The organism is Laedolimicola ammoniilytica, from assembly GCF_025567165.1.
GTDB classification, from domain to species: Bacteria; Bacillota; Clostridia; order Lachnospirales; family Lachnospiraceae; genus Laedolimicola; species Laedolimicola ammoniilytica.
The window spans coordinates 64,389-77,186 of sequence record NZ_JAOQKC010000008.1 but is presented as its reverse complement, the minus strand read 5'-3'; the positions used below and the strand labels follow the sequence as shown (position 1 = coordinate 77,186).

General features: G+C 50.8%; 12 protein-coding genes. 2 read left to right on the top strand and 10 right to left on the bottom strand.

The annotated features are described in order from the left end of the window. Positions 1–2: 2 nt before the first annotated feature. Positions 3–374, bottom strand: coding sequence for a BlaI/MecI/CopY family transcriptional regulator (locus OCV63_RS07545; RefSeq protein ID WP_158363241.1), 372 nt, complete (start codon positions 372–374; stop codon positions 3–5). Between the two features lie 464 nt (positions 375–838). Here OCV63_RS07545 and OCV63_RS07540 point away from each other — a divergent pair, with 464 nt between their 5' ends. After that, positions 839–1,045 (top strand): hypothetical protein, encoded by a 207-nt coding sequence (locus OCV63_RS07540; RefSeq protein ID WP_158363240.1) that lies wholly within the window; start codon positions 839–841, stop codon positions 1,043–1,045. A gap of 594 nt (positions 1,046–1,639) precedes the next feature. Here the strand turns inward: OCV63_RS07540 and OCV63_RS07535 are convergent. From OCV63_RS07535 to OCV63_RS07525, 3 genes are all read right to left on the bottom strand, one after another. Further along, positions 1,640–2,362, bottom strand: a complete 723-nt coding sequence (locus OCV63_RS07535) for an amino acid ABC transporter ATP-binding protein (RefSeq protein WP_158363239.1) — start codon at positions 2,360–2,362, stop codon at positions 1,640–1,642. Next, on the bottom strand, positions 2,349–3,071 hold the full coding sequence (locus OCV63_RS07530; protein ID WP_158363238.1) for an amino acid ABC transporter permease: 723 nt from the start codon (positions 3,069–3,071) through the stop codon (positions 2,349–2,351). Before OCV63_RS07530 ends, OCV63_RS07535 begins: the two co-directional genes overlap by 14 nt. 227 nt (positions 3,072–3,298) lie before the next feature. Next, positions 3,299–4,147, bottom strand: a complete 849-nt coding sequence (locus OCV63_RS07525) for an ABC transporter substrate-binding protein (protein WP_158363237.1) — start codon at positions 4,145–4,147, stop codon at positions 3,299–3,301. A 432-nt stretch (positions 4,148–4,579) separates the two neighbouring features. On the opposite strand from OCV63_RS07525, the gene OCV63_RS07520 reads away from it, so the two are divergent. Beyond that, positions 4,580–5,404, top strand: coding sequence for an undecaprenyl-diphosphate phosphatase (locus OCV63_RS07520; RefSeq protein WP_158363236.1), 825 nt, complete (start codon positions 4,580–4,582; stop codon positions 5,402–5,404). A gap of 81 nt (positions 5,405–5,485) precedes the next feature. Here OCV63_RS07520 and OCV63_RS07515 read toward each other — a convergent pair whose 3' ends face one another. From OCV63_RS07515 to OCV63_RS07490, 6 genes are all read right to left on the bottom strand, one after another. Continuing rightward, the gene (locus tag OCV63_RS07515; protein ID WP_158363235.1) at positions 5,486–6,772 is read right to left on the bottom strand and encodes an aspartate aminotransferase type Ic; all 1,287 of its coding nucleotides are present in this window, start codon (positions 6,770–6,772) and stop codon (positions 5,486–5,488) included. Positions 6,773–6,852: 80 nt separating this feature from the next. Continuing rightward, a complete protein-coding gene (locus OCV63_RS07510) occupies positions 6,853–7,458 on the bottom strand; it encodes an HD domain-containing protein (RefSeq protein WP_158363234.1) in 606 nt (201 codons plus the stop codon). 29 nt (positions 7,459–7,487) lie between these two features. Beyond that, a complete protein-coding gene (locus tag OCV63_RS07505; protein WP_158363233.1) occupies positions 7,488–8,786 on the bottom strand; it encodes a homoserine dehydrogenase in 1,299 nt (432 codons plus the stop codon). A gap of 215 nt (positions 8,787–9,001) precedes the next feature. Continuing rightward, positions 9,002–9,760, bottom strand: coding sequence for a TIGR03915 family putative DNA repair protein (locus tag OCV63_RS07500; RefSeq protein WP_262670705.1), 759 nt, complete (start codon positions 9,758–9,760; stop codon positions 9,002–9,004). 43 nt (positions 9,761–9,803) lie between these two features. Next, entirely contained in the window at positions 9,804–11,234 is a 1,431-nt protein-coding gene (locus OCV63_RS07495) for a putative DNA modification/repair radical SAM protein (RefSeq protein ID WP_158363231.1), read from the bottom strand. Between the two features lie 256 nt (positions 11,235–11,490). Next, positions 11,491–12,789, bottom strand: a complete 1,299-nt coding sequence (locus tag OCV63_RS07490) for a CapA family protein (RefSeq protein WP_158363230.1) — start codon at positions 12,787–12,789, stop codon at positions 11,491–11,493. Positions 12,790–12,798: the final 9 nt, after the last annotated feature.

The window sequence follows — 12,798 nt, the reverse complement described above, 5'->3', positions numbered from 1 at the left end:
CGCTACCTCTTGACCTTGCTTTCCAGAAATTCCATCAGCTCTTTTGCATCTTCTTCACTGAGTTCCTCTCCATCATAAAGAGCAGCAGCAAAATTTTTCAGAGAACCCTGAAACATCTGCTTCAAAATTCCCTTGCTGGCTTCCTTCATATAGGGCTCCCGTTCCACCAGGGCACTGTAGTGATTGATCTTCCCATCCCGCTCTTTCTTTACAAATCCCCGTTTTTCCAGACGGGACAGCAGAGCCAGCACCGTATTCGGCAGCACGTCTCTACTGTCATCCATCTTTTCTTCAATCTCCGCTCTGGTCACAGGTCTGTCTGCATCCCAGATAATCAGCATCAGTTCCAGTTGCGCATCGGGTAATTTTTTCAAACCTCCACCCCATTTCTTCTTATCTTGTCTCATATTAGACTTTTGTCTAATTTAAATATATACATATATATTGACATCGTCAATAGCAAATCTACATTCCTGTACGTTACCTTTTCAGTTATACCATATTGGGATTGCACTTTGACATAGAATTAGAGATAAGAAAAGAATACTTACGTCTTGATAAAATTAATCATGTATTTTCCATAGTAAATATATCTTTTTCCATGTTTCGATTATACCATATGTTAGCCGGAGAGTAAACACCAGTTCGATAACTTGGCAAAAAATTTGCCCGCCTAACTCGTCACTAAAGTTACGAGAATGTGGCGGGCCGTTATTCAAAAATACAAAGTCCCTCTGCCCGTCCACTTCTATCTCGCTCCGGCGCCCCAACTGCAGGCAGATCCGTTTCTGCTCTATAAAGGCTTTCCGCACCTGCTGAATCATACCGATGTATTCGAATGCCATTAACAGAAGGTCAAAAACAGTCCATGTATAACTACGCTAAAAAGAACCTCAAGCGCATCCCCCTGGACGTCCAGAAAGAAAAGTACGAGGAAATAAAGGCCGCAGCCGAAGCCTCCGGCGAATCCGTAAACGACTATATTAAAAAGGCGATTGATGAACGAATGGAGCGAACCTCCATAAAAACATCTGCTGAAGAGTAGATTCTGGCTGGTGCACGCGGAGGATCCTTATATTTTCCTTATATTTTCCTTATATTTTCCTTATATTTTCTGTATATATCCCCTTGCGTCCTGCTGCCAAATGTGATATATTGATGATAGATATAGGGAAAGCCAGAGTAATCCGGCCTACCCCGTAGTTATAAGCTTTTACCTCTTACGAGGCCAGCCGTCACTATTGCGAGTAGTGGCGGCTATTTTTTTCTCCCGAAGATTGTATAACACAATCCAACGAGAGCGACAATGAACATACCAAACTCTCTTTCCCACCAAATCTGGTAAATCTCTGGTAAACTCGCCAAAATTGGCATCAAAAAAGGGCTTCTCATTTCTGAGAAACCCATATTTACGAGGGAGTGGGGGCTTCCTCCCGGAAGTCCCCGAGTGTTATGAATGAAATACTGATATGTGTTCTTGCTACATTTAATACTATATCAGGGAATTGTGACTAAGATATGTCCAGCCTCTAAAAAAAATATAAAGTCGATTAAGAAATTCTTACGAAAGAATGATGAAATTAAAAAAAACCGCTGTCCGGCCCTGAAAATGGGGCTCTGACAGCGGTTGTGCTTGTCTTTAGAGTACTTTGGATAAGAAATCCTGCAGACGTGGATCCTGCGGATGCTCAAAGAAGTCTTTCGGATTGTTCTCCTCCTTGATGTAACCGCCGTCCATGAATACCACGCGGGTGGCTACCTCACGGGCGAAGCCCATCTCGTGGGTCACGACCACCATGGTCATGCCGTCGTCAGCTAGCTTCTTCATCAGTTCCAGAACCTCTCCTACCATCTCAGGGTCCAGGGCGGAGGTGGGCTCATCGAAGAGCATCACTTCCGGATCCATCGCCAGGGAACGAACAATGGCAATTCGCTGCTTCTGTCCGCCGGACAGCTGGGCCGGATAGGAATCCGCTTTTTCTTCCAGATTAACCAGCTTCAGCAGACGCATGGCCTCTGCTTCCGCCTCGGCCTTGGTCTTCAGCTTCAGCTGCACCGGAGCCAGCATGATATTTTCCTTCACAGTCAGATTTGCAAACAGGTTGAAATGCTGGAATACCATACCCATACGGCGGCGGATCTTATTGACATCCACACCCGGGGCTGTGATCTCCTGCCCGTCGAAGGTAATGCTGCCGCCGGTGGGCTGCTCCAGAAGGTTCAGGCAGCGCAGGAATGTGGATTTACCGGATCCGGAGGGACCTACGATAACCACCTTCTCGCCCGGTGTAATATGCATATTGATATTTTTGATAACATGATTGTCGCCAAATGCTTTGGCCAGATCCTTAACGTAAATCACTCTGTCTCAGTCTCCTTTCCAGTTTTCCCATCAGCCAGGACAGACCCAGTACCATGACCAGATATATACCGGCAATGGCAAAGAACGGCACGAAGGCCTGATAGGTCTTGGACTGAATAATCAGCGCGCCCTTGGTCAGGTCGCGAAGTCCGATAACCGTCACGACGGATGTCTCCTTTAACAGGGTAATCAGCTCATTTCCCAGGGCAGGCAGTACGTTTTTGAACGCCTGCGGAATAATGATGCAGCGCATGGTGGTGGCGTAGGTCAGTCCTACGGAACGTCCCGCCTCCATCTGACCCTTGTCGATGGACATGATACCGGAACGGATGATCTCGGCCACATAGGCTCCGGAGTTGATACCGAAGGCCAGGATCGCGCAGCGAATCATGTTTGAGTCAGTGGCGCGGGCGCTGGCCCAGACCACGAACCACATGATCAGAAGCTGTACCATCATGGGGGTTCCACGGATAACCGTCAGATAAATCTGACAAATGGCGTTGGCCAGCTGCAGAAAGATATTTTTCTTACGCTCCGGCTGCTGGTCGTGGGCAGAACGGATAATCGCCACAATCACGCCGAGAATCACGCCGACGATCAGCGCAAAAACTGTGACAATCAACGTCGTCTGGATGCCCTTGATAAAATACTGGTAGTTGTCATCCAGGATAAATGTCTGGTAAAGACCTTTTTTTAAGTCTTCGAACATATGCTTATTCTCCTCTGTACGTATTTCGTAACTGTTCAGGCTCTGAGGCAGTTACCATATTTCTTCTATTCTATAACGTAGAAATATAAAAAGCAATTTTATTTTTTGAATTTATTGCTTCTTATATTTCTACGCTATCTTATTTTTCTATTTTGCAAAAATACGGAGGTGTCCGATCTGAACACCTCCGTTGATGCTCTTATAGCCTTGAGCGTCCGCTTTTTTGCTTACTCTGCCTTGATGTACTTGTCAAGGATGGACTGGATAGTTCCATCGTCCTTCAGCTCCTGCAGTGCCTGGTTCAGGGCTGCGGTTAAGCCTGGGTTGTCCTTGGATACTGCTGCTGCATAATCCTCTACCACATACTCGGTATCCAGAATCTTCAGTCCCTCGTTGGCTTCTACGAACTCTTCTGCCGGCTGCTGGTCAATAACGACACAGTCAACCTTGTCCTGAAGCAGAGCCTGTACAGCGGTTGCGCCGTTGGTGTAAGCGATAACGTGCTCCTCGCCGTAGTCGTCGGAGCAGTACAGATGTCCGGTGGTTCCCTCCTGTACGCCCATGATCTTGTCATTTGCCAAGTCGTCTACACTCTTAATATCGGAATCGTTTTTTACGATAATCACCTGCACGCCTGTGGCGTAGGAATCTGTGAAGTCTACGTTCTGCTTTCTCTCATCAGTCACAGTCATGCCCGCCAGGGAGATATCGATCTTGCCTGCCTGGATAGCTGTAATCAGAGAGGAGAAATCCATATCCAGGATCTCAAGCTTCAGTCCCAGTTTGTCTGCCAGAGCCTGTGCGATCTCTGCGTCAATACCTACAACCTCATCGCCCTCTTTGTACTCGTACGGCGGGAATGCTGCGTTGGTTCCCATGGTCAGAACGCCGTCTGCAACGGTGGTAAAGGTTCCGTCTGTCGCTGCTGCGTCTTCTGTATCCTCTGTTGCCGCCTCGTCAGTGGTTTCGGTGGTCTCTGCTGCTGTGGTGTCAGCTACCTCTTCTTTCTTTCCTCCGCAGGCTGCCAGTGATACACACATTACGCCTGCCAGTAATACTGCTACTAACTTTTTCATAATTTGTTCCTCCCAACCTTGAAATGGTCTTTCTGTTCGTTTCAGGTTAAAACCTGTTTCTTATTATAGCGTCATTTTTGAAAATTGCAAGACCTAAATTGCATATTTTTTAGTGTTTTATGCATTTTATTTGTTTTTTATGCATGATTATGCTGCTATTTATGCATATTCATATGGATTGTGTATAATTTATCGGTTTTCTTCCCTCTATCATGGTTCTTTTTTCATCTGCCCCTTTCTTTTTCTATCTGGTATCTATCTGGTTTCTATCTTTTTTCTTTCTGATTTTTCTCCGGAACTTGAAGTCTTTCTTAAATTTCGCTCCTTTCATTGACATAAAAAGTCAGTATGTTATACTGAAATCCGAATCTTTCCTCTGCACATCTAAATATACCTATAGAACAGAGGATATTATTTTAAGGAGTAGATACGATGAATGTGATTGAATGGTTGAAGGTTCTTCTTCTGGGTATCGTGGAGGGCATCACGGAATGGCTTCCCATCAGCAGTACCGGACATATGATTCTGGTCAATGAATTTGTTCATTTGAATGTCAGCGACACTTTTATGGAAATGTTTCTGGTAGTGATTCAGCTGGGCGCAATTCTGGCTGTTGTGGCGCTGTATTTCGACAAGCTGTGGCCGTTTACCACCCCCTCGAAGGGATGGATTAAGAAGGATACCTGGTCTCTGTGGTTTAAGGTACTGGTGGCGGTGCTTCCGGCGGCGGTCATCGGACTTCCCTTTGATGATAAGATTGATGAGCTCTTCTATAATTATCAGACGGTGGCTTTTACGCTGATTCTGTATGGCGTGCTTTTTATCGTCATTGAGAATTATAATAAGGGACGGAAGCCCCGGGTACGTTCTTTTCAGCAGCTTTCTTATCCAATGGCGCTTTTTATCGGCGTATTCCAGGTGCTGGCGCTGATTCCGGGTACTTCCAGATCCGGCGCTACGATTTTGGGCGCAACCCTCCTGGGCGCTTCCCGGTATATCGCGGCTGAGTTCAGCTTCTTCCTGGCGATCCCGGTGATGTTTGGAGCGAGTCTTTTGAAGCTGCTGAAGTTTGGTTTTGCTTTTACCGGAACCGAGGCGGCCATTCTTATCGTGGGTATGGTGACAGCCTTTGTGGTTTCCGTACTGGCTATCAAGTTCCTGATGGGATACATCAAGAAAAATGACTTTAAGGCCTTCGGATATTACCGGATCGTGCTGGGCGCGCTGGTGATCGTATATTTCCTGCTTTTTAACTAAATTACGTTTCCAATTTCTTTACGCAGGAAGCCCCGGCGAAATCGACGCCGGGGCTTCCCTTATTATCCACACTGTTATTTCTTATTTTGTCTCCAGAAGCTTCTCCACGCTTACCAGCTTGACACACAGGACGAACAGCTCTGCGGCTGCGGCCAGGTCTTCCGGGGTGGGGAAGGATGGGGCAATGCGGATGTTGCTGTCCTTGGGGTCGTTGTGGTACGGGTAGGTGGCTCCGGCTCCGGTCATGACGACGCCGGCCTCTTTACACTTGGCTACGATGGCTTTCGCGCAGCCCTCCAGGGCGTCGAAGGAGATAAAGTAGCCGCCGTTCGGGCGCACCCAGCTGCCGATCTCCAGGCCTCCAAGCTCTCTCTCCAGAATATCCAGGACTGCTTCGAATTTCGGGCGGAGGATGGCTGCGTGCTTCTGCATGTGTGCCTTGATTCCGTCAATGTCCTTGAAGAAGCGTACGTGACGCAGCTGGTTGATCTTGTCGTGGCCGATGGTCTGAATGGTCATCTGCTTTTTGATGTCCTTCAGGTTGTTCTCAGATGTGGCGATACAGGAAATTCCGGATCCCGGGAAGCTGATCTTGGAGGTGGAGCAGAATTCGAAGACCATATCCGGGTTGCCTGCCTTGACGCACTCGCTTAAGATCTCAGGGATCTCATCCTGCTTGTCATCGTACAGGTGGTGTACGCAGTACGCATTGTCCCAGAAGATACGGAAGTCTTCTGCCGCGGGCTTCAGCGCTGCGAAACGGCGCACCGTCTCCTCGGAGTAGGTGATTCCCTGGGGATTGGAGTACTTCGGTACGCACCAGATGCCCTTGACTGCCGGATCCTTCTGAACCAGCTCTTCTACCATGTCCATATCCGGACCAGTCACAGTCATCGGGATATTAATCATCTCGATTCCGAAGGATTCTGTGATGGCGAAATGGCGATCATAACCAGGTACCGGGCAGAGGAATTTTACTTTATCCAGCCTGCACCAGGGAGTATGACCCATAATTCCATGGAGCATGGCTCTCGCCACGGTATCATACATGATATTCAGGCTGGCGTTTCCATAGACGATGACGTTCTCCGGGGATACGCCGGTCATGCCTGCCAGCAGTGCCTTGGCATCCTTCAGGCCGTCCAGCACACCATAGTTGCGGCAGTCCAGTCCGGTGGAATCCTTCAGATCACTCTCGCTGTTCAATACGTCCAGCATGGGCATGGACAGGTCTAACTGATCGGCGCTGGGCTTTCCTCTGGACATATCCAGATGCAGGTCTTTGGCCTGAGCCTCTTTGTACTTTGCCTCCAGTTCTGTCTTAAGCTGCACAAGTTCTTCTTTGGTTAATTCTCTGTACGGTTTCATCATGTTCCTCCTGTTCGCTTATTGCTGCTTCTGATTGCTCTTCGCAGTATGAATCATGCTGCAGATTTCTCTGTAGCAGATTATCCTTTTTCGGTCGGGTTGTCAACACTCTTTTCTTCCCCGAACACTTCTTTTACCAGGCGGTTATATTCCTGCCAGGTGGGATGATCCTTCAGTTCTTCCAGCGCTTTCGCGATAGAACGGTACATCCAGGCATGCATCTCTTTATTTTTTTCATTGAAACGTTCCCAGATTTTGTCGCCAATGATGCACTGATCCCGGTGGATGGCACGTAAGTTAGACAGTTTGTCAGCCAGAGCCAGCATTTTAGCATCCCTGTCGGCTTTTGTCTCCAGAAAGGTAATGGTCTCCTGCTTTCTGGTCTTCCAGGTCAGTGCCGCCGGAAGGGTTCTCCGCTTGTCCTCACTCTCGTCCAGTACCAGCTCGGTGATCCGCCTGCCGAAACGGGCATACAGGTCGTCCTCCGTGGCGTCCGTGTCCTCGATGACGTCGTGGAGCACGGCAGCCGCGATGACCTCCTCGTCGTCTGTCATGGTCGATACGATGGCCGCCGCCTCGATGGGGTGTACAATATACGGGACGTTCGTACCCTTTCGCCTGGCTCCCGAATGCGCCTTGGTGGCGAATATGATCGCCTTATCCAGTAATGTCAGTGTTTTTTTCATTCCCCGTCTCTGTCTCCCTCTGTTTTTTCTTACTCACTCTGCGCGTATACGCGAAGTACGGAAGGAATCTCTTTTACGATGGACATCTCGTTCATCACCAGAAGGGCGTCCTTGAAATGGCGCTCCTCCACCTGGTCGGTGATGATGACCAGCTCTGCGGTTCCACCACCCACGCTCTTCTGGATGACTTGGGAGATGCTCACATGGTTATTGCCAAAGACGGAAGCGATAGCGGCCAGTACGCCCGGTCTGTCTTCTACTTCCATACGTATAAAATAGCGGTTCCGCACCTCGTCGACGGGCTTGATCCGCAGATCCTTGTAGCAGGTACAGTTGATTCTTCCGGTGCTGCCCGCCATGATGTCCCGGGCCACCTCGAAAATGTCGCCTGCTACCGCACTGCCGGTAGGAAGCTTTCCGGCTCCGCGGCCCTGGAACATGGCGTCATCTACGGCGTCGCCGTGTACAAAGACGGCGTTGAAAGAATCGTTGACGCCTGCCAGCGGGTGATCCGCCGGAATCAGCATCGGATAAACGCCTGCCTCGATACCGGTATCCGTATTGCGGGCCACGCCCAGAAGCTTAATCACCATGCCCATCTCGGTGGCATAGGCGATATCTGCTGCTGTAATCTTCGTGATACCCTGTGTATACACATCAGAGAAGGTCACGCGGGAATTGAAGGCGATGGAAGCCATAATCGCCACCTTGCGGGCCGCGTCGTAGCCCTCCACATCGGCAGTGGGATCCGCCTCCGCATAGCCCAGCTTCGTTGCCAGAGCCAGCGCATCGGAAAATTCCATGTGATCTTTGGTCATCTTCGTCAGAATGTAATTGGTGGTGCCATTGACGATACCCATTACTTCCGTCAGGTGGTTCGCCGCCAGACACTGCTTCAGCGGGCGGATAATCGGAATGCCGCCTGCCACTGCAGCCTCAAACATCAGGTCGCAGCCATGCTCCGCCGCCGCGTCCAGCACCTCCCTGCCGTGCTCCGCCAGCAGGTCCTTGTTGGCTGTCACCACATGCTTGCCTGCATGCAGCGCCTCGGTGATATAAGTCTTCGCCGGTTCGATGCCGCCCATGACCTCGATGATGATCTCGATCTCCGGATCCTCCAGAATCTCTTTCCAGTTATCGGTAAAGAGACTGCTGTCCATGCCCTCTCGTTGCTTCTTCGTATCGCGGACCAGAATCTTCTTCAGCTCCACCACAGCGCCCAGCTTCTTCGGCATCTCATCCTTCTGCCACTGCAAAATATCATACACGCCGCTTCCGACGGTTCCCGCGCCCAGAAGCGCGGCCTTGATTACATGAACGTCATTCATTGTCTTTTCTCCTGCCTGTCAAATATCCTGCTGCCCGCGCCTCGTTCTATGCCTTTCCAACATTTTGGCCCGGATACAGGATTTTGCTGATTTCTGTATACAGTGTACTATGAAATTTTTACAGTGTCAATTCAACAGGCGACACAACGGGCTTATTTTCCCGCGGTAATTTTGTATTTTTTTCCGTACTTTTATCTGCTATTTTCCCTGTCTGTCTAAAATTCATTCATATGCGGCCGGAAGCGGAGCGGAAGCAGTGTCTGCTGGCAACGGGGATTCCGCCGTTCCTCAATGGCGATGGTCTGACAGAAGGTCTTCCAGAGAGCCTGAAACTCCTCCTCCCGTTCCGAGCGCCCTGTAAGGAACTTCTGATTCAGCTCCCGATCGTCCGTCAGCACCCACCAGCCACCCGCCGGGTGCAGCGCCAGCAGTCCCCGCTTCAAATCATGGATAATCCAGTTCTCCTGCCGAAACCGGTCCGCAAAATGAGGCGCAATCAGCGGCAGCACCGCATACGGCGGCTCCATCCGGGCGTACAGTACCCCACCCGGCAGCTCTTCAAACCGCAGAAAACCCAGCATCCGATGTGCTTCATGCCAGGCCTTCTGCCGCAGCTTCATCACCAGGGCTATGGACGGATCCTGCAGATAATGTACCGCCTTCGTCCCGTCCTCCATGGAAAGTCCCCGCGCAATCAGCCGGTAGATGGCGTCTGCCTTATCCGGATTGGGGCAGGCGCAGGCATAGCAGATCGCCTCCCGGGCTTCCTCGCCCATCCGGCGCAGTACCGTCCGAAGCACCTTCTCCGCCTTTTCCATATCCGTCGCCACCTCCCGGTACTCACAAAACAACTCATAGGTATCCGTATCCGCCGTCTTAAGTCTCACCCCACTGTGCCCCAGACGACTGTCCCAGGCGTCATAGACGCCGGTCAGAATCCCGTCCAGGCTGTCTTCACATACAAAAACCGTCATACAGGCGTTCTCTCCTCCCATCCTGCTCTATCCCATCTCTTCTTCATGCCTGCAATCGAGTCGTATCTGTCTGAGGCACCCGGTAATCATCAAACAGCGACAGCTGCCGGTACGTCACGTCCCCGCTGATACCATAAGGCAGCCGTTCCTTCACATCCAGAAGATTCCGGGTAATAAAATCCTCCTCAATCCGGATCGGATACATGGTCTTTCCCCTGCAGGTAATAAAATACAGCGCCCGCTTCAGTACCACACCCATCCGTTTCAGATCCGGGAAATCCACCGTTCCAAGCCTCCTGGCCTTCACAATCCTCTGAGCCGACTTCACGCCGATGCCCGGCACCCGAAGAAGGGTCTGATAAGAAGCCCGGTTCACCTCCACCGGGAACGCTTCCAGATGCCGGAGCGCCCAGTCGCACTTGGGATCCAAAAGCACGTTAAAATTCGGCCGTTCCTCAGATAAAAGCTCCCCGGCCTCAAAGCCGTAATACCGCAGCAGCCAGTCCGCCTGATAGAGCCGGTGTTCCCGTAAAAGTGGCGGCCCGCCCGGAAGTTCTGGCAACGTACTGTCATCATTCACCCGCACAAAGGCAGAATAAAACACCCGCTTCAAATCAAACTTCTGATACAGCGACTCCGCCACCGACATAATCTGAAAATCATTCTCCGGCGTCGCCCCGATAATCATCTGGGTTGACTGCCCCGCCGGCACAAACTGAGGTCCTCGGCTGCGCCGCCTGGCCAGATCCGTACTCTTTCCGACAATCTGCGGCAGATTCGTCCCATAGTCGTCTATCCCATATGCGCTGCTTTCCTGCGCTCCGGAGCCGCCCAGCAGCCGCTCCCCATACTCCAGCCGTCCATTCTGAATCTGCCGCATGGGAGTCAGAATCTTCTCCCGGGTCTTGGCCGGGGCCAGCATCCGGAGTCCCTCCGCTGTGGGAAGCTCCAGGTTCACGCTCATCCGATCTGCCAGGAACCCCGTCCTTTCTATCAGGAGCGGATCTGCCCCCGGAATCGCCTTCACATGAATATATCCGCCAAAGTGATACTCCCGGCGCAGCTTCCACAGGGTTTCATACAAAAGCTCCATGGTATAGTCCGGATTCTTTGCAATTCCAGAGCTTAAGAAAAGTCCCTCGATGTAATTTCTCCGATAGAATTCCATGGTCAGCTCACAGACCTCGGACGGCGTAAACGCAGCCCGCGGCACGTCATTGGAACACCGGTTCAGACAATACCGGCAGTTAAAAATACACTCATTGGTAAATAAAATCTTCAGAAGCGATATACACCGCCCATCTGCCGCAAAGCTGTGACAGATCCCCGCCTCCATGCAATTACCGATTCCCTGCCCGGAATTTCCTCTGGACACCCCGCTGGAGGTACAGGCCACATCAAACTTCGCCGCATCCGCCAGAATCCGCAGCTTCTCCATCACAGGTAAATCCGCCCGTCCCTGTACAAAAGTCATGGTAAAAACCTCACTTGCATCTTTTGTGTTATCGAATATACGTTCGAAACATATGTTTGTTTTACTATATCACATATCTAACAGGGATACAAGTGCAAGTTTTCCCCAGTAAAAAAAGAGACGCCCCAAACGTCTCCATTACCCCGCCTCTGCCTAAGGTGCCTTTGCACAGCAAACAGCCCACCTCGCGACATCGAAAGTCAGGGCCGGGGCGATGTTGTTATCCAGTGTACAACATAGCCCCGGCCCGGCCGTCCTATTTCAAATCAATAAACCCAACTCCGCCATCAATACGGATCTCCGTCCCAAACGGTCGGCTAAGCTCCGCCAGATACCTAAGCACCGCATCATTCTCCGCCATCACCGGCGTACCTCTCCGCGTCCTGAGTTCTCCCATCCCCAGCGAAATCGGATACAACTGAACCTGTGTCAGCACACCATCCTCCATCGTCCAGGCCGCCATTACCGACCGCCAGATATTCTCCAGCGTAGGATACCCTACTGTACCGTTCTTACTGCGCAGATTCATAAACTCTCCGACCTTCATATCCGTCGAAAGGCCCTTATTCGCAAACGCTTCATAAGGCTGCATGGACACTGTCTCCGTCTGGAAAATAAAATTACCGAGACTATACAGAATCAAACCACCGTGATACACTTCGATTCCCCGCAGTTCATGGGGGCCATGTCCAATCACAACCGTCGCGCCAGCGTCAATACATTTCTTCGAAAAAATCTCAAGGAACTGCGGTGGAACTGCGAAATCTTTGTGATCCGTCTCATGCACATGGGCACTGACCAGCACCACATCCGCCTGACGCTTTGCTTCCTGGATCTCCTTCTCAATCCGCTCCATATCCCGGGGCTGCGGCTTAGTATCCACCCAATTTTCCGTATCCAACTTAAAAATGTGTTTGCCCAGGTTCGCCACGCCTTCCGGCTTCGGATTCACATACCCAATCTTAATCCCGTAATCTTCATAGGCATTGATATCCGTAGCCTCCGCCAGCTTTTTCACCATATCATAATATTCCTGCGTCACATGATAAGTCGTAGAAAAACGCAAGGGACTTAAGCCCGGCCGTCCACACACCTCGCCAGACTGTCCACCCGCAATACTCGCGTCGCTGAATGTGGAACAGACGCTGATCAGCGCCACCCTTCCCTTTCTCGTCTCCAGATAACAAGGACGGGACGCCTCCGCCATATTGGCACCGGTGCCGGAAAAGACCATATCACGTTCCTGCAAATGGCGCATCGTAGCCAGAATTCCACTCTCCCCATAATCACCGCTATGGTTATTCGCCGTCGTAAAAAGATTAAAACCATAGCGCTTCATATCATCCAGGCAACGCGGATCCGTCATCGCCCAGGTTCCGCCGCTGACAGCCGCAGGTGTCCCCTCCTGATTGTGAAACGTCATTTCCAGATTGGAAAACGCCACATCATGCTTCCCAATCACATCCTGCAGCTCCTCGAATCCCTCATAACCTTCCTTCGGAATCCGCCTGGTCACAAACGCGTCCCCTGTAGCAATAAAAGCCATCTTCCCCATAAATCCATA